General features: G+C 57.3%; 18 protein-coding genes. 17 read left to right on the forward strand and 1 reads right to left on the reverse strand.

Going from position 1 to position 25,400, the window contains the following annotated elements; translation table 11 throughout:
• The first annotated feature begins 1 nt into the window (after nucleotide 1).
• The 12 genes from ABD890_RS04700 to ABD890_RS04755 all read left to right on the forward strand — a co-directional run bounded on the left by ABD890_RS04700 (nucleotide 2) and on the right by ABD890_RS04755 (nucleotide 16,559).
• Nucleotides 2-940 (forward strand): Lpg1974 family pore-forming outer membrane protein, encoded by a 939-nt coding sequence (locus ABD890_RS04700; protein ID WP_345086382.1) that lies wholly within the window; start codon nucleotides 2-4, stop codon nucleotides 938-940.
• Nucleotides 916-1,860: an Lpg1974 family pore-forming outer membrane protein gene (locus tag ABD890_RS04705; protein WP_345086384.1), complete on the forward strand. Its 945-nt coding sequence runs from the start codon at nucleotides 916-918 to the stop codon at nucleotides 1,858-1,860. Before ABD890_RS04700 ends, ABD890_RS04705 begins: the two co-directional genes overlap by 25 nt.
• Nucleotides 1,861-2,061: 201 nt before the next feature.
• On the forward strand, nucleotides 2,062-2,907 hold the full coding sequence (locus ABD890_RS04710; RefSeq protein ID WP_345086386.1) for a hypothetical protein: 846 nt from the start codon (nucleotides 2,062-2,064) through the stop codon (nucleotides 2,905-2,907).
• Between the two features lie 157 nt (nucleotides 2,908-3,064).
• Nucleotides 3,065-4,339, forward strand: coding sequence for a hypothetical protein (locus ABD890_RS04715; protein WP_345086388.1), 1,275 nt, complete (start codon nucleotides 3,065-3,067; stop codon nucleotides 4,337-4,339).
• Nucleotides 4,340-4,643: 304 nt separating this feature from the next.
• Nucleotides 4,644-5,954, forward strand: coding sequence for a beta-ketoacyl-[acyl-carrier-protein] synthase family protein (locus ABD890_RS04720; protein ID WP_345086390.1), 1,311 nt, complete (start codon nucleotides 4,644-4,646; stop codon nucleotides 5,952-5,954).
• A gap of 182 nt (nucleotides 5,955-6,136) precedes the next feature.
• Nucleotides 6,137-7,342, forward strand: coding sequence for an ABC transporter ATP-binding protein (locus ABD890_RS04725; protein ID WP_345086393.1), 1,206 nt, complete (start codon nucleotides 6,137-6,139; stop codon nucleotides 7,340-7,342).
• 127 nt (nucleotides 7,343-7,469) lie between these two features.
• Nucleotides 7,470-8,687, forward strand: a complete 1,218-nt coding sequence (gene nusA / locus ABD890_RS04730) for a transcription termination factor NusA (protein ID WP_345086395.1) — start codon at nucleotides 7,470-7,472, stop codon at nucleotides 8,685-8,687.
• A 260-nt stretch (nucleotides 8,688-8,947) separates the two neighbouring features.
• Nucleotides 8,948-11,857 carry a translation initiation factor IF-2 gene (gene infB, locus ABD890_RS04735; RefSeq protein ID WP_345086397.1) on the forward strand — a complete coding sequence of 970 codons (2,910 nt, stop codon included), beginning with the start codon at nucleotides 8,948-8,950 and terminating at the stop codon, nucleotides 11,855-11,857.
• A gap of 45 nt (nucleotides 11,858-11,902) precedes the next feature.
• A complete protein-coding gene (gene rbfA, locus ABD890_RS04740; RefSeq protein ID WP_345086399.1) occupies nucleotides 11,903-12,331 on the forward strand; it encodes a 30S ribosome-binding factor RbfA in 429 nt (142 codons plus the stop codon).
• A 65-nt stretch (nucleotides 12,332-12,396) separates the two neighbouring features.
• Nucleotides 12,397-13,308 carry a hypothetical protein gene (locus ABD890_RS04745; protein ID WP_345086401.1) on the forward strand — a complete coding sequence of 304 codons (912 nt, stop codon included), beginning with the start codon at nucleotides 12,397-12,399 and terminating at the stop codon, nucleotides 13,306-13,308.
• 183 nt (nucleotides 13,309-13,491) lie between these two features.
• A complete protein-coding gene (locus ABD890_RS04750; protein ID WP_345086402.1) occupies nucleotides 13,492-15,702 on the forward strand; it encodes a tetratricopeptide repeat protein in 2,211 nt (736 codons plus the stop codon).
• 107 nt (nucleotides 15,703-15,809) lie between these two features.
• Nucleotides 15,810-16,559 (forward strand): YebC/PmpR family DNA-binding transcriptional regulator, encoded by a 750-nt coding sequence (locus ABD890_RS04755; RefSeq protein ID WP_345086405.1) that lies wholly within the window; start codon nucleotides 15,810-15,812, stop codon nucleotides 16,557-16,559.
• Here the strand turns inward: ABD890_RS04755 and ABD890_RS04760 are convergent.
• The gene (locus ABD890_RS04760) at nucleotides 16,556-16,876 is read right to left on the reverse strand and encodes a Rieske (2Fe-2S) protein (protein WP_345086407.1); all 321 of its coding nucleotides are present in this window, start codon (nucleotides 16,874-16,876) and stop codon (nucleotides 16,556-16,558) included. The genes ABD890_RS04755 and ABD890_RS04760 overlap by 4 nt on opposite strands.
• 130 nt (nucleotides 16,877-17,006) lie before the next feature.
• On the opposite strand from ABD890_RS04760, the gene ABD890_RS04765 reads away from it, so the two are divergent.
• From ABD890_RS04765 to ABD890_RS04785, 5 genes are all read left to right on the forward strand, one after another.
• Complete coding sequence (locus tag ABD890_RS04765) at nucleotides 17,007-19,823, forward strand: tetratricopeptide repeat protein (RefSeq protein WP_345086409.1); 2,817 nt, start codon at nucleotides 17,007-17,009, stop codon at nucleotides 19,821-19,823.
• 12 nt (nucleotides 19,824-19,835) lie between these two features.
• Nucleotides 19,836-20,192: a MazG nucleotide pyrophosphohydrolase domain-containing protein gene (locus tag ABD890_RS04770; RefSeq protein WP_373356063.1), complete on the forward strand. Its 357-nt coding sequence runs from the start codon at nucleotides 19,836-19,838 to the stop codon at nucleotides 20,190-20,192.
• Between the two features lie 245 nt (nucleotides 20,193-20,437).
• A complete protein-coding gene (locus ABD890_RS04775; protein ID WP_345086411.1) occupies nucleotides 20,438-22,720 on the forward strand; it encodes a hypothetical protein in 2,283 nt (760 codons plus the stop codon).
• Nucleotides 22,717-23,676 (forward strand): ABC transporter ATP-binding protein, encoded by a 960-nt coding sequence (locus ABD890_RS04780; protein WP_345086413.1) that lies wholly within the window; start codon nucleotides 22,717-22,719, stop codon nucleotides 23,674-23,676. The genes ABD890_RS04775 and ABD890_RS04780 overlap by 4 nt, the downstream gene beginning before the upstream one ends.
• Before the next feature lie 267 nt (nucleotides 23,677-23,943).
• Nucleotides 23,944-25,167, forward strand: coding sequence for a protein-L-isoaspartate(D-aspartate) O-methyltransferase (locus ABD890_RS04785; protein WP_345086414.1), 1,224 nt, complete (start codon nucleotides 23,944-23,946; stop codon nucleotides 25,165-25,167).
• The last annotated feature ends 233 nt before the right edge of the window (nucleotides 25,168-25,400 follow it).

Raw genomic sequence — 25,400 nt, forward strand, 5'->3', positions numbered from 1 at the left:
GATGAACCGTTGTATTGCATCCCTGATCCTCCTGCTTGCCAGTTGCCTGCCGGCTGCTGCCGAGGGAGTTACGCCTTTTGCCGAGGCGTTGATCTGGCATGCCTCGGCGGAGACGTCCTCGATCTGGGCAAGCAATTTGAACCTAGCCGACACCTTTGGCGCCACGAACGTCGAGTTCGGCTGGTCGCCAGGCATTCGGGCCGGCATCGATCTGGCTCCGCCGGAGTGGCAATGGGATGTCGAGGTTTCCGCCACGCACTTTTCCACGTCGCAAGAGTCCTCGATCCCGTCTGGTTTCAACCTGGTGATTCCGGAGTTCTTCAGTGGTTTCGTCAGTGGCTATTCAACCGACTTCTTTGGCGCGGACGTCGACTGGTCGATCAAATACACGAGCTTCGATTTCGAGGCCGGCCACGATATCGAAATGGGATGCAACTGGCTCGTTCGTCCTCAGTTCGGTCTGAAGGCAGCCGTGATCAATCAAGATGTCACCTCCCATTGGACCGGGCTTCTTTCGTTGATCACCGCCACGGAACGTGTTCGTCACGAGTTCTTTGGTATCGGTCCTACTGCCGGCGTGGCCGTGCGTTGGAATCCTGGTGGTGGGTCGCTGGGCCTGGTTGGCGAAGTCAACGGAGCGATGTTGTACGGAACGTGGAACGTGACCGACGATTTCCAACGAACCGATGGCGGCACGCCTGGCAGCGGCTACGAGGCCTTTACGACCAGCATGAAAGATTCGCAGCTGGGCACTGTCATGCTGCAGTCGTTCTTTGGGATGCAGTGGAAGCTTCCGTGCCAACTCGATGTCGTGGCCGAGGTGGGATATGAAACGCAGTGGTGGGCCAATCAACAGCGGATGCTGACTTTCCAGCAACTGCCGATGCATGGCGATTTGACTTTCCAAGGTGGTGTATGCGGTATTGCAGTTTCGTACTGATCTGCTTGCTGGGGATGGTCTCCCCAGTACACGCCGCCGAAACCTTCGGTGAGTTGCTGTACTGGAAAGTGACCGAGCCGGTCGATTGGGTGCTCGACACCAACAATCTGCCGGTCTACCAGTACGTCAATTACAACTCGACCACGTACGACTTCTCGCCCGGCTTTCGCGTGGGAGGTTCGCTTGGTGGTGACTGGTCGCCGACACTGGCCTGGACGCACTTCCAGACCGATACGCAAGATTCCGTGACCGGCGATCTGACGTCCGCATTTCTCGGCGGGAAAGATTCGCAGCCGCCAGCCCCCAAAACCTACTTCGATACCGGGCAGATCGACGCCCAGATCAACTACGACGTGATCGACCTCGACGGAGGCGTTCCCATGGAAATCGCTTCGTGGCTGACCATTCGACCGGTGATCGGTGTACGAGCTGGCATCATTCGGCAATCGTTCCACACGCAGTTTCAAGCCAGTTATAGCGATGGCGGCACGCCGACCGACCTGCACGTGATCGAAACGGCGGAAAGCAACTTCTGGGGAATTGGCCCGAAGGTTGGGATCGAGAACCACTACGCCTTACTGCAAACCGATCAGTGCCAGGTTGACCTGATGGCGAAGTTCTATGCGTCGTACCTGCTGGGGCATTGGGACGTACCCGATCTGGCCACGACGCATAAAACGCAAGGCGGATCGACGATGACCACCACCCAGCGAATCCAGGTCGACGAGCGCGACTTCAGTTCGCTGGCGTTTCAAGCGATCGTCGGCGTTCACTGGAAGTATTCTGCCTGGAGCGGCAGCATCGGGTACGAACTGAACGACTGGCTCGACCAATGCCAGATTTTCACCGATGCCACCGGACCGCAAAACAACGACTTGCTGCTACAAGGCCTGACGGTGAACATTGCCCTGGAGTTCTAACTACAGGGCAGGGGAGTGGCTGCCCGGCCACAGGTCAATCGAAATCCAGCCAGCCGAGGGACGCGGCTTTCGCAGGCTCGTCGGTCTCATCAGCCAACAAGCCACAAGAGGGGGGGGCGTGGTAAATCCTTGCGTTTTCGAGCAGATTGGGAAAAGATCATACGTAGGCATTCCCTTTTCCTTTGAGAGTTCCTGACGAGCATGATTCGCATTTCTTGTCCTTGTTGTGGTGCAGGCATCCGGGCTGAAGAACGGCTGATCGGTCAAACGATCCGCTGCCCGAAGTGCCTGAGCCAAACTAAAGTGCAGCGTCCAAAGTTCGACGATCTGGCGAAGCCCGTCGAGCCGAGCTATGCCCCGCAAGCGCAGGACGACGACAAGCCGCGCGATCAAGACTGTCCGAAATGTGGTGGCCATCTGCCGGCCGGCGAGTACTTGTGCAAGCGATGCGGCTATCACGTGAAGCTCGAGGCGTACTTCAAAGACCTGACAACCGAGGCTCTGGAAGCCGGCAAGGAACCGAAGACTCGCATGGAGCGGATCTTCGAGAGCCAGCTGCACGAGCTCGCCACTCCTCGGGAAGTCGTCTACGCCTCGGCGGCATGCTTGGCGATGATGGGGCTGATCGATGTGATCGCGGCCCGATTCTTCTTTGGCGTGATTGCTGGCACAGTGATTGGCTTGATCGTTGCCGGCCTGATGGCCTTTGGCTGGTATGTGCTGATGCAACGCATCGGCGCGTTCAAAGATCCCAAACGGGAAGAACGACTTCAGAAAGAGCAACTCACCAAATCGGCCAAGGTCACGCGTGACCCTGGCAAAGCGCAGGGCGTCAGCGAAAAGATCGCCAAGCCGGTAACGGAATCTCGCCCACAATCCAAGTCGCCGGTCGCCGAACCACAGCGTTTGAACCTCGACGACGAAGCGGATGTCGATTTGTTCGCTGAGACGAAACCTGCAAGCCGAAAACCTGCTAGCACTTCTTCCCCCAGCACGGCCGCGTCTTCTCCGAAAAAAGAGGACGATTGGCTCAACGAACTGCTCTAAATTGCCGGCCTGCTGCGAACGATGCCGTAGCAATCTTCGATTCGTCTTGCTGTCGTTGGTACGCCTTCCTATACTCCGGCGACTTTCGACGAATTGTCTCAGCCAACGAAGGGAATCGGCGAGGCTTATTTCACGTCGAATCAAGGAGGATTGAACCATGGCACGGCGTTGCCTTTTCAGCATTTTGTTGGTCGCTTTGACCTCGACCATTGCGTTTGCTCAGGCCGAACCGCAACCGATGCCCATCGGCGGGTCGCCCAGTGGTGCCTCCGATTCCTCTTTGCAGTGGCGAAATCCCGGGGCTTCGGTTCCGAGCCGAGTCGACACTTCCGTCCAGCCAGCCAACTTCGCCTCAGCACCTTCTGCCCCTGCGGCAACGACTCCGCCGGCTGAAAATGTCTCGAAAAGCGGCACTTTGCTGAAGGTCACATCGGGCCTGAAAGAACTTCCAAACGACGCCGGCCAGGTCTGGCGCGATTACGACCTGACCCCTTACACCAGTCGCGTGACCACCACGGCCAAGCCGGAACAAGCGATCATCGACTGGATCTTGCGCGAGACCGGAACCGACGTCTGGTTCGGCGAACCACTCGGCATGCTGCACGCCAACAAGAACACGCTGCGAGTCTATCACACGCCTCAGATGCAGGAAGTCGTGACCGACGTCGTCACCAAGTTTGTCGACAGCCAGGCCGAAGTCAAAAAGCTGGGCGTTCGCCTGGTGACGGTGAAAAGCCCCAACTGGCGTCGCCTCGCGTATCGCATGATGCAGCCAGTTTCGGTGAAGACTCCCGGCATCGAAGCCTGGTTGATGAGCAAAGAAAACGCCGCGATTTTGCTGAGCGAACTTCGACAGCGAAGCGACTTCCGTGAACACCACGCCGCGGACCTGCTGATCCACAACGGCCAATCGAGCACGATTGCGATGCTTCAGCCACGTGTCTTCGTCCGAGGCGTTCGTGCTACGCAGACATTCCCGGGATATGAACTGCAATCGGACCAGATTGAAGAAGGCTTCTCGATGGAAGTCAGCCCACTGCTGACGCCAGACGATCGCATGATCGACGCGGTGCTGAAGTGCAGTGTCGACCAGGTCGAGAAATTCGTGAACGTTGATGTCGATGTCCCGACGGCGGGCACCGGTCGCCAGGCAGTCGATATCCAGATTCCGCAAATGGTGAGCTGGCGTTTGCACGAACGCTTCCGCTGGCCATCAGAACAGGTCCTGCTGATCAGCTGCGGAGTGGTGGCTCGGCCTCAGTCTGGCATTGCCACCTCGCCCCAACTGCCGTCGATTCCGCTCCTTCCACAATCGCCACCACGAGCCGACGGCTTGATGTTTGTCGAATTCAAAGGGGACGCCAAAACCGGGGCCGGCACCCCTGTACCAACAGCCCAGCCAGCCGCCATCGACAGCCGCGGCCGCTATTAATCGACGCTCCCGAACAAATAACAGCTACCAACTGGCTTATTGTCTGTGCGAGGGGCCGATCCCTGGGCGTCTCGCGAGATTCTCTTGAAATCCAACGTCACCCACCTTGGTTGACCTCAATTTGGGGCTCAAAGTCGACCGATCGAGCCTAAATTAGGGCAGTTGCTGGCACCTCTACCGTTCGGGTAACTGCGGGTGGCTCCCATCGACAGTCCCGCTCTGGTGTCCTAAAATTTTGGGTCACCATTAAGAATTCCCAGCACCAAGGGCAGCTCAATACTGCCAGGTGTCGATAGGCGTACGAATGCAATCGCGACGAGTAGTCATTACCGGCATGGGCCAGATCAGTCCTCTTGGGATGGACCTGGAATCCTTTACCAATGCTTTCGACTCAGGCACTTCTGGCATCCGCAAGATTGAGAGCCTGCCTGGTGATGCGTTGCCGTCTCCATATGCCGGAGAAGCACGTGAATTCACCGGCAACATTGCCGACTTCGGCGATGTGGACAAGAACGCCATGCGTTCAATCCGCAAGAACCTGAAGGTCATGTGTCGCGAAATCCAGATGGGTGTGGCCGCCGCTCAGCGCGCCCTCCAGCATGGCGGCCTGGGCAGCGGCAGCTTCGATCCAGAACGTTGTGGCGTGATTTACGGCTCGGACTACATGATGACCCTGCCGGAAGAGTTCGACAAAGCCACCGCCGCATGTGTGAACGGATCGGGTGAATTCGACTTTGAAGTCTGGGCCGAAAAGGGCCTGCCGGAAGTCAATCCGCTGTGGTTGCTCAAATACCTGCCGAACATGCCTGCCAGCCATATCGCGATTTTCAACGATATGCGCGGCCCCAATAACTCGATCACGCTTCGCGAGGCCTCGGCCGGCGCTGCCCTGGGCGAAGCGATGATGACCATCGCTCGCGGCCATGCCGACGTGATTGTCGCTGGATCGACCGGTACACGGGTGCACGAAACCCGCACCTGCCACTCGTACCTGCAAGACCCGATTGCCAAGGGAACGGACGAATCGTGCGGCAAATGCCTGCCATTCGACCTGAATCGTAAGGGCATGATCATTGGCGAAGGAGCAGGGGCCTTGCTGCTGGAATCGCTGGAGCACGCCGAAGCTCGTGGCGCCAAGATCCTGGGGGAAGTCATCGGCCAATCGATTTGCACGGGTTGGAATTCCGATCGCAGCCCGAATCGCCCAGCCGCCATCGTCAATGCGATGAACATGGTCTGCCGCGACGCGGGGATCAGTGCCAGCGATATTGGCCACATCAACGCCCATGGCCTGGGAAGTCAGCAGTCAGACTGGGACGAAGCGGAAGGCCTGACGAAATTTCTCGGCGATTCTGTAAAAACCATGCCCGTGGTCGCGATGAAGAGCTATTTTGGTAACCTCGGGGCAGGTAGTGGCGTCATAGAAGTAATTGGCAGCCTGCTGGCAATGCAGAAGAAGCAATTGCCTGGAACCCTTGGCTACAGCACTCCAGACCCGAAATGCGAGCTGAACGTTCAGGCCGATTCGCAAGAAATCGCATCGGACGGGGTGTTCGTTAGTTTGAACTTTAGCCCGCAAGGTCAGGCCTCGGCAATCGCGATTCGCGGCGTCTAAGTCGAGTGCCACCCCAGTTTTCAGGGGCCTGGCTAGCATTAGTGTTGGTTGACACTGACGGGTTCAGCCGATATCTTAGCGGGATTGTGACTGCCACTAAGTTCAGCGTGTAGGACGGCTTTCATTGCGAGAGCCGTTTTCCGTTTGGTAAACGAGCGTAGCGAAAGCGGCAGCAGGCAACCATGGCGAGAGTCGTTCTAAATCAAGTTAGCAAACGATTTTCCGACACGGTCGCTGCTGTTTCCGAGCTGAATTTAGAGGTCGCCGATCGAGAGTTTCTCGTCCTGGTAGGTCCTAGTGGTTGTGGAAAAACGACCACCTTACGGATGATTGCCGGGCTAGAGGAAGTTTCGAGTGGTGAAATCACGATCGGAGACCGCGACGTAACCCACGTCTCGCCGAAAGATCGGGATATCGCGATGGTTTTTCAAAACTACGCGTTGTATCCGCATATGACGGTCAGACGGAATATGTCGTTCGGTCTGCGGCTTCGCTACGGAGGAAATTTTATTTTCCGTATGTGGCGACGCTGGAACGATGCCGAAAGCGCCGCCCGGCGTGAGGAGCAGTTTCGACAGATCCCACAACGAGTGGACCAGGTTGCTGGAACACTGGGAATTGGGAAGCTGCTGGACCGTTATCCACGGGAGCTTTCGGGTGGGGAACGCCAACGGGTAGCCCTGGGTCGTGCAATTGTACGAGAACCGGCTGCCTTTTTGTTTGACGAACCCCTGTCAAATCTCGACGCCAAACTGCGGGTCGAGATGCGAAGAGAACTCAAAGAACTACACCGTCGCCTGGGTGCGACGATGATATATGTCACTCACGATCAGGTCGAAGCGATGACGCTCGGAGACCGGATCGCGGTGATGGACCAGGGAGTTCTACAACAAGTTGGGCCACCAAGCGAGGTTTATCACAAACCCGCGAATCGGTTTGTGGCCGGCTTTTTGGGAACGCCTGGCATGAACTTGCTCGAGGGCAAGCTGGTAGAGGAGAATGGCCGACTCCAATTTCGCTCCGGCGGAATCGCATTGGAAATGTCGGCCAACCAGCGTCCCGAGTGGGAACCAAGCAGTTCGAGGACAATTGTCCTTGGCGTTCGACCGGAAGCAATCCTTTTAACCGAGGAACCTTCCCCCGGCTGCCTCCCTGCGGGACGTGGCCAGGTCGAACTGGTCGAATCGCTGGGAGATGTGGCTTATGTCCATATTCGACTCCCAGGCCTGCCAGACGCAGGAGACCAGGCACCGCGAATCACGGCGAAAGCCACGATTTCAGCAGATGGCCTGACCGATCGACTAACTCCGCTTGCCTTCCGCGAGGAAGGGCTGCATTGGTTCGATGGACAAACAGGTCTGCGTTTAGCGTCGGTTGGACGCAACTAAGATCGACTTACAATTTGGAAAACCGCGGTGCCCGGGACCGCAAGTAAGCCTGCCCAAGTGTCATCGAGATTCGGTTCACGCCGACGAAGACGCCCAGGCAGCACCCATCGTTGAAAGTGAAGGACTCATGAACCCGTCTGAAGTCTTGCGAATCGTTGACGCGATTCATCGGGACAAAAAGATCGACAAGGAAATCGTCTTCCAGGCGATCGAATCGGCATTGGTTTCTGCTTCGCGGAAGTACCATTCCGAGGACGCCGAGGTCGTGATCAATATCGATCGAAAAGACGGCACCATCAGCGGACACATCGACGGTGTACCGATGGACCCGGAAGAAACCGTGGGCCGAATCGGTGCGCAGACTGCCAAGCAAGTTATTATTCAGAAAATCCGTGAAGCGGAACGCGATGCGCTGCACGAAGAGTACGACGACCTGATCGGCCAAATGGTCAACGGCGTTGTGCACCGAGCCGAAGGGGGCGCGACGATCGTCACCCTCGACAACGTGGAAGCAATCCTCCCACGCAGCGAGCAAATCCCGGGCGAATCGTTCCATGCGAACGATCGTGTCCGAGCCGTGGTGTTCGAAGTGCGCAAACAGGGCAGCCGCGTGAAAGTGGTCCTGAGCCGTACCAACAAGCGATTCGTGGAACGTTTGTTCGAACAAGAAATCCCGGAAATCGCTGAAAACGTGATCGAAATCCGCAACATCAGTCGTGAGCCCGGCTACCGCAGCAAGGTAGCTGTCGACAGTTCCGACCAGCGCGTCGACTGCGTCGGTGCGTGCGTGGGTGTCCGCGGTAATCGCATCAAAAACATCGTGGATGAACTGGCCGGCGAACGCATTGATATCGTCCGCTGGAGTGAAAATCCGCAAGAACTGATCACTAACGCCCTGCAACCGGCGGAAGTCGAGGAAGTGATTCTGTGCCAGATGATGGGTCGTGCCATCGTCCTGGTGCGTGAAGATCAACTCTCGTTGGCCATCGGTCGTCGTGGGCAAAACGTTCGCCTGGCAAGCAAGCTATGCGGATGGGATATCGAGATCATGCTCCGCGAAGAACTCGAAGAGCAGATCGACCGCGCCGTGACTGGCTTCAGCTCGATTGAAGGCATTACGGACGAAGTGGCCGAACAATTGGTCGGGGAAGGGTTCCTTTCTTACGACGACTTGTCGGTCATTGAAACCGACGCCCTCATGGAAATGGGGACTTACACGGAAGAACAATGCGAACAGATCCGCGATCTGGCTGAGCAAAAAGCTGAACAGGCCGAAAAGGCCATGGAAGCTGAACGCCGGCGAATCCGCGATGAAAAACCTAAAGATGGTGGCTCCGCCCAATGATCGAGCGGAGCCCTAATATCGTATCCCCTCGGCAGCGAGGCCTTTCCCGATGAGTTCCAACTAGCGAATCGAATCGGGCAAAAAGGCCGCACTGAAGTGCGTGCTGCCGGATTCGCCAGATCGCGATCTTAACGATTAGCGAAATGGCTCGTGGTTGGCAAGATAATTGGCGGGACGTAGGATGATAGGTCCCGGTAACAGGTGTCTTCAGCGGTAAACACGCCGCCGACGCCCCAAGAAAACTCAGCAGGAAGGCCAAAGTGCCCATACGAATTTACGCGTTAGCTAAAGAACTCCAGGTAGATAGCAAGCAACTCGTCGACATCTGCAACCGCGCAGGCGTTACTGGGAAGGGGTCTGCACTTGCCAGCCTGGACGATGACGAACTGGTCAAAGTAAAGGCCTTTCTCAACAAAGACTCCGGGGGCGACGGCGGAAGCCGTGGCTCGCAAAGCCGTTCGTCGACTACTGACGAACCGATTCGACCGGAGCGTCCCAGCCAGCCGGCCAAGCCTAGCAGAATTCGTACTCTGGGCGGCCCCGCCAAGCCTCGTTCACGCGAAGACGAGGAACAACCTGCCGACGAAGTCGAAGCTACCGATATGCCGGTTGCCACTGAAACCGAAGCTCCCTCGATCGATTCTTCCGACGAGGCCGCACCTGAAATCATCTCGGCCGAAGCGCCTTCGGCGCCGGGCGACAGCCAGGATACTGCCGACGACACCGAGCAGCCTTCCGCAGAGTCGGCCGAATCCGATCCCCCCGCGGAACAGCCGGTTCACAAGGACGCACCTATCCGCGGCATTCGTCGTGGCGACTATATCGCCATCGGATCGCAGCGTAAGGTTCGCACCTTAGGTGGTGGCGGTGCTAAGAAGCAGGACGACGACCGCGAAAAGCCCAAGCCAAAGCCGAAGAAGGTTGGCCCGAGCGTAAAGATCGCCAAGCTTCCGACCGCACCTGCTCCGAAGCCTCAGGCCGAAACCAAAGAGCCTGCTGCTCAAAAGCCGATCATGCAGCTTCCCAAGGAAGCGATCAAAGGTGCCAAGAAGGGGCAGAAGGCTCCTCTCGAAGAATTCACCAAGCTTCACGAGAAGAAACGCAAATCGAAGGATCGCAAGTCGGTTGCTGAAATCGACGAACCAACCGAATTGCGAGAAGACGACGATGCGGCCACCAAGGTTGCCCGCAAGAAGGGCAAGTCGACCGGGATGGCCGGAATGGCTGGTAGCCGTGATGCCCGTACCCAGGGCCGCAAACGCACCAAGTCGATTTCGACCGATGGCGATAGCGATGACTTGCGACGCGGTCGCCGTCCGCGTCCACGTCGCGACAAGTCGAGCAGCAAGGTTTCGACCGCCGCTCCACGTAAGACCGACGTCGCCCTCGAGTTGCCTTGTTCGTTGCGAGAATTCTCTGAAGCCTCCGGTCTGCCAGTTCAAGCGGTGCAGCGTACGCTGATGAGCTACGGCCAGATGGTCACCATCAATGCCATGCTCGACGCCGAAACGGCCGAACTTTTGGCCGCAGAACATGGCATCGATCTCAATATCAAGACACCAGAGTCGATCGAAGACACGCTGATCGCCGAGATCGAAGACATGGTCGACGATCCGGATCAACTTAGCGAACGTCCGCCGGTGGTTACCTTCCTGGGCCACGTCGACCATGGTAAGACCTCGTTGCTGGATAAGATCATCGGCTTGGACGTCGTTAGCGGCGAAGCCGGCGGTATCACCCAGCACATCCGAGCCTACATTGTCGACAAGGGCGAAAAGCAAATCGCCTTCGTCGATACTCCGGGCCACGAAGCATTTACCGAAATGCGTGCCCGTGGTGCCAACGTGACCGATATCGCAGTGCTGATCGTGGCCGCCGACGACGGTATCATGCCGCAGACGGAAGAAGCCATCAGCCACGCTAAAGCCGCGAATGTGCCCATCATTGTTGCTCTCAACAAGATGGACGTTCCTGGTGCCAACCCAGAAAAAGCCTTGCAACAGCTTTCGCAGCATGGCCTGTTGCCGGCCGAATGGGGTGGCGACGTTGAAGTGGTCAAAACCAGCGCCATCACCGGCGAAGGGGTCGATACCCTGCTGGAAACGATCCTGCTGACATCGGAAATCCACGAGTACACGGCCAACCCGAGCCGCAACGCCGTGGGTGTCTGTCTGGAAGCCGAACAGGAATCGGACCGCGGTGTGTTGGCCAAGTTGATCGTCAACAATGGCTCGCTCAAAGTGGGCGACGTCGTGGTCTGCGGTTCGACCTATGGCCGCGTCAAAGCGATGTACGACACGCTCAACCCACGGAAGCGTCTGGACGTGGCTCCACCTTCCACTCCGGTCAACGTCACGGGCTTCGACGAAGCACCGGCCGCCGGCGAAAAGTTCTATGTGCTGGAAGATATCGCCGATGCTCGCGAGATCGCAGAAATGCGAGCCAGCCGCAGCCGCGAACAGCACCTCGGCGGTCATACCGTCAAGGTTTCGTTCGAGGACTTCCAGGCTCGTCTGCAGTCGGGCAACCTGGCTGGCGACGACGCTGGTATCGTTTACCTCAACATCATTCTGCGAGCCGACACGCGTGGTTCGATCGAAGCCATCCAGAAAGAACTGGACAAGCTCGATCACCCTGAAGTCAAGGTCCGCGTGATGCAGGCCACTGTTGGTGGTGTGACCGTTGCCGACGTGACGCTGGCTTCCGCTTCGGACGCCGTGATCGTCGCGTTCAACGTCATCCCAGACGAAGCCGCACGTAGCCTGGCCGATGATCGTGGCGTCGAAGTTCGTCGCTACAACATCATCTATAAGGTGACCGAAGACATCAAATTGCTGTTGGAAGGCCAACTGCGACCCGAGTCGCGTATCACCGAACTGGGTCGTGCCCTGGTGCAGCGTACGTTCTCGATCAGCCGCATCGGTACCATCGCTGGTTGCCGTGTGCTGGGTGGGATCATCGAACGCAACTGCCGTATCCGGGTTAACCGAGATGGTCGTGGCATCGGCGAATACGGCTTGGACTCGCTCAAGCGTGAAAAGGACGATGTCAAGGAAGTCCGCGAAGGGTACGAGTGCGGTATCAAGCTCGTCGGCTTCAACGATATCAAGGATGGGGACATCCTCGAGGCATTCAAGGTCGAGGAATTCGCTCGAACCCTGGATAGCTAATCACCCCGTAACCTTGAACTGCCCCAGCAACGGGGAAAGGACCCTATGGCGTCTCGTCGAACTCTAAAAGCCGCATCTGCGATTCGGGAAGTTGTCAGCATGGCAATCCTGACGCAGTTGCGCGATCCCCGTGTTAAAGACGTAACCGTGACCAAGGTCGAAGTGTCCGGCGATATGCGTTCGGGCAAGGTCTACGTCTCGATCATGGGCGATGAAAAGAAGCAGCAGCAATGCCTGAACGGCCTTCGCCGTTCGGCAGGCTTCCTGCAGTCCTGCATTAAGGATCGTATCGATACCCGCTACATTCCCAAGCTCGAGTTTGAAATCGACAAGGGTGTGAAGCAAGCACTGGAAGTGAGTCGCATCCTGAAGGAAGTTCTGCCTCCCACGGACGATGAGGACGAATCGGAAGAGGTGCTGGCCGACGAAAATTGGGAACCGGAAGACGAGGACGATCAACCGTCCGCAGAGTAATCCCAACGATCGAAACGCCGCTTAATACCCCGCCAACTACAACCAAAGAGACCTCATACATCGCCATGGCCGCCGCAAACCGAGCAAATGTCTTCACTGCTTGCCAGAAGATCGTCAAAAAGCATTACGAATCGGCAGGTCCCGACAAACGCTCGATCCTGGAACAATTAGTGTTTTCCGCCATCCTGGAAAACGCTCCGCGAAAGGTAGCCGACGAGGCCTTTGAAACGCTGCAGAAAGAGTACTTCGATTGGAACGAAGTACGCGTGACCAGCGCCGCGGAACTGATGGAGTTGTTCCCCAAGCATCCTTCCGGCGATGCTGCGGCGGCTCGCGTGCGACTGGTACTGCAAAATATCTTCGAGTCGATCTACGGCTATGACCTGGAAAGCCTCAAGAAAGGCAACCAGGGCAAGGCTGTCACTACGATTGAAAAGTATGGCGCAACGCCATTTATGCTCGGCTACATCACGCAGCATGCTCTCGGTGGGCATTCCATCCCGATCGACCGCAGTCTGCTGAACCTGATGTTTGTGCTGGGCGGCATCACCGATAAAGACCTGGAAAAGCAAACGATCCCTGGCATGGAACGGGCCATCCCAAAGACCAAGGGGGTCGAATTCTCGGACATGATTCACGAACTGGCAGTCGACTTCCAGATGGCTCCGTTCTCGAAGAAGATTCGGGACCTGCTGCTGGAAATTTCGCCGGATGCGAAGACGCGTTTCCCGAAGCGTGTCAGCGAAGAACCGGCCGCCGAAGCGGCTGATGATTCAGCCTCGAAGAAGGGTGCTCTGAAAAAGGGGGCAACCAAAAAGGAAGCTCCAGCGACAAAGCCTGCCAAGAGCGCCGCTCCGAAGAAAACCGCCAAGCCAGAGCCAGTCAAGAAGAAGACCACCACCAAGGCGACGCCTAAGAAAACCACCACCGCCCCGAAGAAGTCGTCGACCAAGATCACCAAGAAGAAGCCGAAGTAGTTTCTTTCTCCAGCCCTCGCGGCCAGATGTGGTACGATTCATCTTGGACCTCCTTTCCGGTCCAGGATAAAATTCAACGCGTTCCATTAGGCGACTTCAGCCTGATCGGAACGCTTTGATTCACCCATCACTCGTCGCCCAGTTGAGGGTCCTATGATCGTTCGGACGCACCTTGGAATCGTCTTGGCTTCGGCCATCGCTTTGCTCGGGTCGTTTCTGCCCGGCCTGCTGTTCGCTGCCGACAGTGCCTCGACCGAGACCAAGGAAAAGCCTCGTCGGAAAGACGAACTTCCGTTCTCGCAGTTGCCCGAAACCTTCGTTGAAGAACGCCCCCGCAACGAATCGGCGGAGAACCGTCTGCAACTTACCACGCTGCTGACCAAAGCCCGTCTGCAAGATCATCGTGGCGACGTGGCCGGCGCACTGCAAACCTATCAGCGTGCCTATCGCCTCAGTCCTGGCTCGGCGAACATTCTGCAAGAGATCGTCCGGCTGGGCTTTCTGCTCCAGCGTAATGAAGTCGCATCACGCTACGCGGTACTACTCGCCCAAAATCAAACCGCCATGTCAGCCGACGCGCTCCAGCGTGTGGCTCAGTACTGCATCGAAGATGGCCAGGTCGAACAAGCGATCGAACTCTACGAACGAGCTCTGGCATTGCTGATCAAAGAAAACGCTCATCCGCAAGCGATGGGAATTCATTTCCGCCTGATGACCATCTACGAAGCGCATGGCGAACCGAAGATGGCTGCGCGACATGCGAACGACATTGCCCGCATGATCGAAGATCCAAAGAAGTTCGACTTGGACGAAGTGATCGAGCAGTTCACGCCTGGCGGCCTGCGTTCCACCTACGAACAACTCGGAACCGTCTACCTGGAAGCGGAGCAACCTGACAAAGCAGCCAAGATGTTCGCCGCTGCGGAGAAAATGGAATCGAATCCAGCACGCCACCTGATTCACACCGCAGCGGTCGACGTAGCTCGCAAAGACTGGAAGGGTGCCCGGAAGGCGATCGATAAGTTCCTGGAAGATGACGATCAAACCGACACCCAGCCTTATGAACTGCTGCGAAAGATCGCTGAGAATCAGGCCGAATCACCCGAAGCGGCCCGCGATCAGGTGATCGAGCGTCTTCAGAAGCTCCACGAAGCTTCGCCAGACTTCGCTCCACTGGCCTATTACCTGGCCGGCCTCTATGCCGAAAAGCAAGCCTGGGATCAAGTCATTCAAACTGCCAGCCCGCTGGTCGAAGACGAACCCGATGCCAGCATACTGCCGGCCCTCTGTCAGGCCTACATCGAGAAGACCGACTGGTCGGCGTTCGTAACGCTGCTTGCCACTTCGCTCGATCAGACCTACGAACTCGACGTCATTCAAGAGCCACTTGATAAGCTTCTAATAAACGAAGCCAAATGGTCGCAGCTGCAGGAAGCCATCGAAAAACTCGATCCAGCCAAGCTCTCATTGAACGAGCGAATTGGTGTGGCTCGGCTGTATCAACTGGATGGCCAAGGGGAAGCGGCATGGCCCTGGATTGAAGCGGCGCTGCCCGATCTCGACTCGCAAGAGAAGGCTCGCCTGCTGATGCAATTTGGTTTACAGGCCTTCCGCGACGATCAGGAACCGGTCGCCGAGAAGGCGTTCCGCGCGGCGATCAAACTGGGCCTGCCGAAGTCGCAGACGTCGCTCTTCTACTTCTACCTGGCGACGACGCTGGAGCTGCAAGGCAAGACGAGCGATGCCCTGCGAACGGCGAAGCGTGCCGCGCTGCTCGACGAACAGTCAGCCTTACTACGCAGCCGCATACCCTGGACGCTGAATCACGCCGGTCGTACCGACGAAGCCGTTGAAGAGTATCGCACTCTGCTCAGCAAGTTCTCCGACGATTACGAGAACCGCCAGACTCGCCAGGTGATTCGCGACGCCAAGCGATTGCTTTCCAGCATTGCCAGCCAGAAGAAAGAGATCCCCGAAGCAACAACCTGGCTGGAAGAAGTGCTCGACGAATTCCCCGGCGATACCGGAGCGATGAACGATCTCGGTTATCTCTGGATCGACAACGATCTGAACCTCGGACGGGGCTTCGATATGATTCAGAAGGCAGTCGCCGAGGAGCCGGACAACTACGCCTACCTCGACAGCCTTGGCTGGGCTTACTATCGTTTGGGCCGCTTCGAGCCTGCGATCGCTCAGCTCCAAAAGGCCGCCGAACTTTCCGAAGGGGAAGATGGCACCGTGCTCGATCATCTCGGCGATGTCTACCTGGCTGCCGGCCAGAAGGACAAGGCAATCGAGCAGTGGCAAAAGGCGGTCACGTCCTTGAAAGCGGCGGAAGAAGAAGACACCGCCACGCTGACAGCGGTGGAAGCGAAACTGAAGGAACATCAGTAGTAACGCTACACCGATTGGCCGCTCGACTTGCCAACGAGCTTTCCCACTTTGGATTCACCCCGTTGCCCAACCCAGGGCACCTCAGCGATTGACGAGAGACCGAGACGATGGCCGGACATTCCCACTGGGCAAACATCAAACGCAAAAAAGAAGCGGTCGATGCCAAGCGAGGCAAGATCTGGACCAAGTGTTCGAAAGCAATCACCGTGGCAGCTCAGCTAGGGGGCGGCGATCCTGCGGCGAATCCTCGCTTGCGTTTGGCGATTACTGACGCGAAGAGTGCCCGGATGCCGAACGACACCATCGATCGCGCAATCAAAAAGGGAACCGGGGAAGGAAAGGGGGATGCCTTCGAAGAGATCGTCTATGAAGGCTATGGCCCGGCCGGCGTTGCCGTGATGGTGGATGTACTGACCGACAACCGCAATCGAACCGCTCCCGAGTTACGCAAACTATTCGATACCCATGGCGGCAACCTCGGTGCTGCCGGCTGCGTGGCCTGGAACTTCGATCGCAAAGGGGTCTTTCATCTTCCGGCCGACAACACCACCGAAGAGCAGCTGCTGGAAGTCGCCCTCGAAGCAGGCGCTGAAGATATCCAGCGCGAAGAAGAAAGCTTCCGTGTGACGTGTGAACCGGAAGTCTATTCCGACGTGCAAGAAGCATTAGAAGCGGCCGGAATCGAAGTCGAAAATTCCAGTGTTTCCCGGGTGCCGAAAGATGTGATCGAAGTCACCGGCGACGATGCCCGGAAGCTGATGCATCTGCTCAGTGCCCTCGACGACCACGACGACGTCCAAGGTGTCTCAGCAAATTTCAGTATTCCTGATGCCGAGATGGCCGAGATCGATGGCTAGTTGGTCTTCTCGTTGACGCGGACCTGGATCTCGTCTTCTACCACGCGAACCTCGAAACAATCGACTTTGATCTTCGGGTTATCGAGCCAGGCACCATCGCACAGTTGGAAGCCCCAAGCATGCCAGGGGCATACCACCACGCCATCTTCCAGCGGGCCAGAAGCAAGCGAAGCCCCCATATGCGGGCAAAAATCGTCGATGGCCTGGTACCCCTCGCCTGTGTTAAAGACGGCAACCGTGCGTCCTCCGACGTTAAAGGCCTGACCTTCTCCCTCGGGGATATCTCCAACTTTGGCGACGGTATGGAACTCGGACATGCGATCGACCTCTTGAGCCGGGCGAAAACCTTCGCTCTGATGGCTCCGTATAGCTAGAATAGGGACTGCACTGCATTCTAGATTTTTCCCTCTCGGCCGGACAGGGCAGAGCAGGGGAGGAGCCCTTCGCTTGACGATTCGCCAAATCACCATCCCGCTGCTGACGTTCTGCCTGGTTCTGCCTGCATGGGCGTCGTTCGCCGCTGACATCAGCGAACTGCAAACCAACCTTCAGCGCGGCCGATATGCCGAACTGGTCGAACAAATCGGCGAGAAGCCGGCGTCGGCCGAAGAGGCCATCCTGCTTGCCCGTGGCCTCGATGCGTTAGGCAAACGAGACGAAGCCCTCGCCGCCATCCAAGCCTTCTCCCATGAAGCTGCTCACCTTCTGGCAGAAGAAGCGCGTTTGCAGTTCGAGCGAGGCGAGCTTGATCTGGCCGAGGCTGCCACCAAGAAGGCCATCGCTCTCGACGAGCAGCAAACACTCGCTCGCTGGTTGTTGGCCGAGTTAGCCCGAACGCGTGGCGACTTCGATGCGGCCCAAAGCGGGTACGAGTGGTTCGTCGACTACTACAACGACACCGACCAATTCGATTCCGCCGAGGACCTCTTTTACATCGGTCAGGCCGCGGCTCAGTATGCCCGCTGGACAAGGAACAGCGGACAGTTCCAGTTTCTAGTCAACGATCTTTATCCCGAGGTGCTGGCCAAAGATCCGAACTACTGGCAGGCCGAGTTGGCCATGTCGCAGCTATTCGCCGAAAAGTACAACCGAGGCGAAGCCGCCAAGCACTTGAACAAAGCGATCGCCATCAATGCGACCAGCGCCGACATACTGGCCCACAAAGGTGCGATCGAACTGGAGGGCTACCAGGTCGACGCCGCACTGCGGACTGCCAAGCTGGCGTTGGAACTTCAGCCGCAGCATACCCGGGCCATGCAAATCGAAGGCAAAGCAAAGCTGACCGACTTTCGCCCGGAGGAAGCGATCCTCTTGTTCGATGAAGTCGTCAAACGGAATCCGACCAATCAGAAGTCGCAAGGCTACCTCGCCGCGGCAATGCTGGCCGCCGATGGAAGTGAGCTGATCGATGCCGACTCCGGCGAACCAACACGGTTCGGTAAGCTGCTGAAAGAGGTCGAAGCACAGCACAAAAATCTGGGCGAGTTTTATGCTGCCCTGGGGGAAGGCTGCGATATCGTTCGCAAGTATCCCGACGCGGCTCGTTACATGCAGAAGGCCCGGGAAGCGATGCCGCAGTTGATTGGCGTTCACGGCGACCTTGGCATGGTGCTGATGCGGATGGGAGAAGAAGCGACCGCGAAGCAAGTGCTGGACGAAGCGTTCGCTGCCGATCCCTTCAACGTTCGCGTAAAGAACACCTTGGAAGTGCTCGATGTGCTGGCCAGTTACGAGACGATCGAGACCGATCACTTCATCATCCGCTTCGATCCTTCCAAAGATCGATTGCTGGCGGTCTATATGTCGCGGTTCCTGGAAGAAAACGTCTTTCCGAAGGTTTGCCAGGGACTGGGCTACACACCGAAGGACAAGTCTTTGATTGAACTGTTCAACCAGGCCAAGAACACCAGCGGGCATGGCTGGTTCAGTGCTCGCATGGTTGGCCTGCCGTACATCGGAACGGTGGGGGCATGTGCCGGCAAGATGATTGCAATGGCTTCGCCTGATTCGGTGCCGGAGCCTTATAACTGGGCCCATGTCATTCGCCACGAGTTCGTTCACGTGGTGAACCTTCAGCAAACCGACTTCAACATTCCGCACTGGTTCACCGAGGCTCTCGCCGTCAGCTACGAGAGCGAACAGCGACCGCCGGAATGGAAAACCTTGCTCGCGCGGCGTTTGGCCGAGGACCGCACCTTCAACCTCGACACGATCAACTATGGCTTCATTCGTCCCAGCGATCAGGACGACTGGACGATGGCGTACTGCCAGGCCTACTACTACTCGCGATTCATTCAGCAACAATTCGGCGACGACGCCTTAGCCCGAATGCTGACCGCTTACCGTAACTACCAGACCACCGATGAGATCCTCAGCGATCTGTTCAAGGTCGACAAAGCGGAGTTCGAGCAGCAGTACCTCGACTTTTTGAAACAGGAAGTCGAAGGGGTCAAACTGAATGTCAGCGTCGAGAAAACCTTCGCCGAACTTTATCAGGCGGCGCAGGATCATCCGGAAGATGCTCAAACTCAGGCCGAGTTGGCTCACATCTATCTGAAGCGGAAGGCACTCCCCGATGCTCGCAAGTTTGCCCGTGCCGCGCTGGAAGCCGATCCCGACAATCCTTTAGCCCACTACGTCGAAGGTCGATTGTTTCTGACGATCGGCGATACGGAGAAAGCGATCGAGAAGTTTGAACTCGCCGCCGGCAGTTCTCAGTTCGAGCGGAACTCGGTGGCACTTCTGGCCGGCCTTCGCTTGAAGCAGAAGCGTTTTGACGATGCCTTGAAGCTGTACGAGCGCGGCGTGGCAGAGGAGCCCGGCGATCTCGATTGGCAGGAATCGATCTTGCGGATCCGCTTGATCCAGAAAGACAACGATGCCTTGAGCGAGTTGATTCCAAAGATCGCTCTTCAGAAACATCACGACCCGCTGCTGCGGAAAAAGATGGCCGAGATCATGATCCAACGCGAGTCGTGGGAAGAAGCGATCCGCTGGTCGTACGAAGCGATCGGGATTCGAGTGACCGACGCCGATGCCCACGCGTTATTGGCCCAGGCCTATCGCGGTCAGAAGAAGTGGGACCTGGCGGCTCGCGAGTTCGAGGTTGCTGGTCAGCTCCGACCAAAAACGGTATCGTGGTCGGTCGAAGCGGCCGAGCTTTACGCCAAGGCCGGAGACCAGGAGAAAGCCCAAGCGGTGGCCAAGAAGATCCTGGAACTTCACCCCGAAAACCAAGCCGCCCAGGCCATCCTCAACGACTAATCGAGAAACGCTATGACCTCGTCGGAAGAGAACTCGCAGGAAGCATCGTCCCAGAAGATGGAAGGAGACGTCGGCTTCCGCCAGCTGCAGAAGCTGATCCACGACATGTACTACGAGAAGGACGAAGCTCGTGGCATTGAAGGGACCTTCATGTGGCTGATGGAAGAGGTGGGGGAACTCTCGTCCGCACTTCGTGGGGGAACCCAGCAGGAGCGAAAAGAAGAGTTTGCCGACGTGATTGCCTGGCTGGCAACCATCGCCAATGTCGCCGGAATCGACTTGGCCGAAGCATTGAACGAAAAATACGGCAGCGGCTGTCCTGGCTGCGGAAAATTCGTTTGTACCTGCGATGACGCGGAAAAACCGTAACTTCAGGTATTAACTTCCGGCAAAATTCGGCCATCCGTCGCCCCGTTTGACTCCCCCTGGGCTCGGGTCCCGATTATCCTAAAAGGTTTCCTGCTGGACGGATACGCCGACAGGAAGCCGAGTCTCTGGCAACTTTTCGATCGATTGGCTCGATCCATCGCCGGCAGACACACCGGGGCCTGACAAGCCTGACCCTTATTTTCGCACCGCGTAGTAAACAGCCTCAGGCTTGTTTGGGAATCAAGATGCGGAGTTCCTCTCCAAACTATTCTCCTATCTGGCGAGTCGCCGCTTTGGCGCTGTGTTGTCTGTTGGTGGCCTATTCACCAGCCCAAGCCGACGACGCAGATAAGCCTGCATCCGCAGCTCCCGTGGAAACGGGCTACTGGGTCGCCAACGAACATGAACTGGCCGACCTGAACGTCGAGCTCGGCATCGCCGGCCACTTCAAACTTGGTAGCTGGACCGAAGTCCGACTTTCGGTTGCCGCAGAGCCATTCGCCGAAGATCCAACGCTGGCGGTTATCGCCCTCGATAGCGATGGCGTCCCGACCGAAGTGATCGCCCCGGCTCCCCAGCGAACCGGCGACCAGTTGAATTACCGGATTCCAGTGAAGATCGGTCGACGCAGCTCGAACTTGCAGATCGAGTTCATCTCGGGCGAAGGAAGTAGCCAAAAAACCACGATCCGCGAAGTTCCCATTTCGCAGTTGGCGACCCCGATCCTAGCGTCCGACAATATCTTTCTGCAGTTCGGCCCCGACTTTGGACTGCGCGATGCGGTCCAGCGTTACGCCTCGCAACTTTCAGGAGCGACTACCATCGTCCCGGTGACTCGGTTTGAAGAGCTGCCAGATCAGTGGTACATGCTGGAAGGGATCGACCAGATCTTTTGGATCGCCAACGATCCGAACATTACGACCGCCATTACCCCAAGTCAGTTTGCGGCGATCGATATGTGGCTGAAGCAGGGGGGCAATATGACCCTGTCCGTTGGCACCGGTGCCGAAGAACTGATCGCCGCCGATAAGCCCCTGGCAGCATTTGTTCCTGGTACGTTCCGCAGCCGGTACGACCTTCGCAGTTCGACTGAAATGGAAGCGATGGTCAACGGTGTTTCGCGCGTTGATCGTCCCGTCGAAAAGCCACTGCCGATTTCAATCATTGAAAACCCACGCGGCAAGGTTCGCATTCAGGAAGGCTCGCGTCAGTTGAGCTATCCGCTGTGGATCCAGAACGCCAATGGGTTTGGCATGGTCAACTTCTTTGCGTTTGATCTGTCCGCCGAGCCGATGGCCAAGTGGCCAGGCCGCGAGCCGCTGCTGAAACTGCTGCTCGACAGCGTCAGCGATCGCCTGGAAGAGTCGAAGGTCAACATGCAAGGCGGCACCAGCGTGGCCCATTACGGCTACACCGATATCGCCGGGCAACTCCGGCTGGCACTCGATCAGTTCCCTGGGGTCCGCAACGTTTCGTTCTTCCTGGTCGGGGCGATCATCGTGGTCTACCTCGCGTTGATCGGTCCTGGCGACTACTTCTTCCTGCGGCGTTTTGGCTTGCGGATGGAGTGGACCTGGGTCACGTTCCCGGCATTGATTCTGCTGGCCTGTGTTGGCATTTGGAGCATGGCGACCTGGTCGAAAGGGACCAGCTTGAAGCTGAACCAGGTCAACATTCTGGACATCGACCTGGAAAGCAAGCTCGTCCGCTCGACGACCTGGTTCCATTTATTTAGCCCGGCATCGAAGCGGTACGAACTGAACCTCGCGCCAACGTCGGTTCCTTCCAGCGACTGGAATCAACTGGTGAGTTGGCAAGGCCTGGCCGGCTCTGGCCTCGGCGGCATGAGTGCCCGTCGCTCGATTTCGACCGTGCCAACACCGTATGACATCGACTTCCAAACGGACGCCGGCAATACGCAGGTTTCGCTGGACGGCCTTCCGATTCAAGTCTGGTCGTCCAAGACTTTGGCCGCACGCGGCTGGGGAAAATTGAATCCGGTTGAATACGAACCACTGCAGGAACGCGAAAGTCAGTTGGTCGAAGGGGTAATCACCAATCCGACCGATATGGACCTGACCGACTGCTACTTGTTTCATGGCCGATGGGCATTCTTTATTGCCCGTCTGCCGGCCGGCGGAACGGCTCGGATTGTTCCTGGTCAGGCCGTGCAGAACACCGAGAAAGTCCTGAAGCGTCGTCGCGTTCAGGAATCGACCGATGGCGGCGAGAACTGGGACCGGCAAAGCACCGATGTGCCTCGGATCATGGAACTGATCATGTTTCACAGTGCTGCCGGCGGTCGCAGCTACACCAACCTCAGCAACCGGGTCCAAGGCTATGTCGACCTCTCGTCGCACATAGAAGGAGACCGGGCCGTGCTGGTGGGCAAAGTCGAGACCCCGCCAATCGACGTCCAGATCGATGGCCAGACCGTCGACCCGAGCGAATCGCAATCGTGGTCGTACGTCCGGATCGTCGTCCCCGTTCAAAAACGTAGTTCGAGTGAAAAGATAGCGCAGCAATGATCAAGACCGTCGATCTGACTAAGAAGTACGGCGATTTCTTCGCGATCAAGGGAATCGAGCTCGATCTCGCCCAGGGAGACGTGTTTGGCTTCATCGGCCCTAACGGCGCCGGTAAGACAACCACCATGCGAATTATCGCCACGCTGCTCAATCCCACCTGGGGCGAAGCTTACGTCTGCGGCAATTCGATCTACACCAAGCCGAAAGAAATTCGCCGGCTGGTCGGTTACATGCCTGACTTCTTCGGTGTGTACGACGACATGAAGGTGATCGAGTACCTCGAGTTCTTCGCCGCCGCCTATCGCATCAACGGGGCGGAGCGGACGAAGGTCTGCAACGAGATGCTCGAACTGGTCGACCTCGAATTCAAACGCAACGCCTTCGCCAATACGCTTTCGCGAGGGCAGACGCAGCGTCTGGGTCTGGCCCGTGTGATGCTGCATAACCCACAAGTTTTGCTGCTGGACGAACCTGCGAGTGGTCTCGATCCGCGTGCCCGTATTCAGATGCGGAACTTGCTGAAGCGACTTCGCGACATGGGCAAGACGATCATCGTTTCCAGCCACATCCTGCCGGAACTGGCCGACGTTTGTAACAAGATCGGCATCATCGATCGTGGTGTGCTGGAAGTGAACGCTTCGGTCGCCGAGGTGATGAAGCAGGTCAAACAGAAGACGACCCTGCTGGTCTCGGTCCGTGGCGACAACGATGCCGCCGGCCAAGTGCTGGAGCAAGCCGAGATCGTCGAATCAATCGAATCGCGTGTCGACCATCTGTTGGTCACGCTCAAGAAGGACGAGGAAGACTACAGTGATCTTCCGACCATGCTGGTGCAGCAGGGACACAAGATCACGATGTTCCGTGAAGAAGAAATCAATCTCGAGTCGGCCTTCATGGCACTGACCAAGGGGATGGGACAGCAGATCTCGACCGAACCGAAGAAGGACGCAAGCTAAGCAGCTCGCTTCTCACGTTAAAGAACAAAGGCACGGCTTTCCAACTGGTGAAGCCGTGCCTTTGTTCATTCTTGCCTGCCGTTTTAAACCAGGCGGACTGGCGCAATCGGAAGGGATGTACTAGTTAGGCAGGATTTGCCTGCGAGGCCCCGCGCAGTCCGAATGGTAAAAAACTGCGGAAAACATCGGTTCCGAAGGGGAGAGGATCTATAATGGGGAAACATTGGAACCACCACAGCCTCCTGCATCGAACCCCCTCAAAGCGCGATGAAACGACTGTCGTCCCCACTTGCCGTATTGCTGACTGCTTTCTTTCTTTCGACCAGCCTCACCTCGATGGCGCTGGCTCGCGATCCTTATGAAGCGGCTCGCAATCACCTGGTGGATACGGCGATCGTGGCGAACGGCGTGAAGAATCCACGCGTGATCGCAGCAATGCGAAACACGATGCGGCACGAGTTCGTTTCCAACAATCAGCGCAACCAGGCCTATTACGACATGGCCTTGCCGATCGGCGAAGACCAGACCATTTCGTCGCCGTTCATCGTGGCGTACATGACCGAATCGCTCAATCCACAGCCTACTGACAAGGTGCTGGAAATTGGCACCGGCAGTGGCTACCAGGCTGCCGTGCTCGCTCCGCTGGTTCAAGATGTCTTCAGCATCGAAATCAAAGAACCACTCGGCCGAAAAGCGGCTCGCGTGCTGCAAAAGCTGGGCTACGACAACGTTCATACCAAGGTTGGCGATGGCTACCTGGGTTGGCCGCAGTATGCTCCGTTCGACAAGATCATCGTGACCTGCTCGCCTGAAAACGTCCCCAAGCCGCTGGTCGACCAGTTGAAAGAAGGGGGCCTGATGGTGATTCCCGTCGGCGAACGTTATCAGCAAACGCTCGTGCTGTTCACGAAGAAGGACGGCCAGCTCGAAGCCCAGCCGCTGCGGCCAACGCTGTTTGTTCCGATGACAGGCGAAGCGGAAGATCGCCGCCAGGTGAAGCCTGACCCCGCCAATCCTCGCCTCGAAAACGGCGACTTCGAGAAGCCCTTAGCTGAAGATGGCTCGGTCCCTGGTTGGTATTACCAGCGTCAGTTGGAATTGGTGGAAGACAGCAGTGCCCCCGGCGGATCGAAATCGCTGAAGCTTTCCAACGAAGATCCAGGTCGCGTTGCACTGGCCCTGCAAGGCCTGGGCTTGGACGGCCGCGAAGTGCATCGCCTGCGGATGAAGGCCTGGGTGAAGACGGAAGGGATGGGCCTAGGCCCAGACCGCACCTTGGCACCGATGATCTTGATCTCGTTTTACGACGAACAGCGCCGTGACCTGGGCAAAGCGGCCATCGGCCCATTTGTGGGGTCCATCGACTGGCACGAGGTCGAAAAAGTGGTCAATGTGCCAGCCGCGACCCGGGAAGCACTCTTCCGCGTGAGTACGTTTGGCGCGGTCGGAACGATGTACGTCGACAATCTCAGCGTCGAGGCTGCCCGCTAAATCAGGGGGAAACTAACATCCCCGAACTTCTCTCGCCGGGTGGCTTTACGCAAGTCGAGTCAGGGACTTGACTTGTCTACCCCCGGCACGCCGGGTACGCAATTCTATCTATTCGGCAAATTTTGCCCATTCTCCTTGAATTGAAACCTACACTTGCTAAGTTCTAGTTGGGTAGCGATGGTGCTAGCCTCGCAACGATTGCAAATCACGTGTTTGGAAAACGGTAGTTGGAG

The sequence above is a fragment of the Bremerella cremea genome (genome assembly GCF_039541315.1).
Lineage (GTDB): Bacteria > Planctomycetota > Planctomycetia > Pirellulales > Pirellulaceae > Bremerella > Bremerella cremea.

What these genes read in the sequence shown, in the direction of transcription:
- ABD890_RS04760 (WP_345086407.1), bottom strand. Translation starts at nt 16,876, where the DNA reads ATGTCCGAGTTCCATACCGTCGCCAAAGTTGGAGATATCCCCGAGGGA.
- ABD890_RS04775 (WP_345086411.1), top strand. Translation starts at nt 20,438, where the DNA reads ATGCGGAGTTCCTCTCCAAACTATTCTCCTATCTGGCGAGTCGCCGCT.
- rbfA (WP_345086399.1), top strand. Translation starts at nt 11,903, where the DNA reads ATGGCGTCTCGTCGAACTCTAAAAGCCGCATCTGCGATTCGGGAAGTT.
- ABD890_RS04785 (WP_345086414.1), top strand. Translation starts at nt 23,944, where the DNA reads ATGAAACGACTGTCGTCCCCACTTGCCGTATTGCTGACTGCTTTCTTT.
- ABD890_RS04755 (WP_345086405.1), top strand. Translation starts at nt 15,810, where the DNA reads ATGGCCGGACATTCCCACTGGGCAAACATCAAACGCAAAAAAGAAGCG.
- nusA (WP_345086395.1), top strand. Translation starts at nt 7,470, where the DNA reads ATGAACCCGTCTGAAGTCTTGCGAATCGTTGACGCGATTCATCGGGAC.
- ABD890_RS04710 (WP_345086386.1), top strand. Translation starts at nt 2,062, where the DNA reads ATGATTCGCATTTCTTGTCCTTGTTGTGGTGCAGGCATCCGGGCTGAA.
- ABD890_RS04780 (WP_345086413.1), top strand. Translation starts at nt 22,717, where the DNA reads ATGATCAAGACCGTCGATCTGACTAAGAAGTACGGCGATTTCTTCGCG.
- ABD890_RS04745 (WP_345086401.1), top strand. Translation starts at nt 12,397, where the DNA reads ATGGCCGCCGCAAACCGAGCAAATGTCTTCACTGCTTGCCAGAAGATC.
- ABD890_RS04725 (WP_345086393.1), top strand. Translation starts at nt 6,137, where the DNA reads ATGGCGAGAGTCGTTCTAAATCAAGTTAGCAAACGATTTTCCGACACG.
- ABD890_RS04720 (WP_345086390.1), top strand. Translation starts at nt 4,644, where the DNA reads ATGCAATCGCGACGAGTAGTCATTACCGGCATGGGCCAGATCAGTCCT.
- ABD890_RS04770 (WP_373356063.1), top strand. Translation starts at nt 19,836, where the DNA reads ATGACCTCGTCGGAAGAGAACTCGCAGGAAGCATCGTCCCAGAAGATG.
- ABD890_RS04715 (WP_345086388.1), top strand. Translation starts at nt 3,065, where the DNA reads ATGGCACGGCGTTGCCTTTTCAGCATTTTGTTGGTCGCTTTGACCTCG.
- ABD890_RS04705 (WP_345086384.1), top strand. Translation starts at nt 916, where the DNA reads ATGCGGTATTGCAGTTTCGTACTGATCTGCTTGCTGGGGATGGTCTCC.
- ABD890_RS04700 (WP_345086382.1), top strand. Translation starts at nt 2, where the DNA reads ATGAACCGTTGTATTGCATCCCTGATCCTCCTGCTTGCCAGTTGCCTG.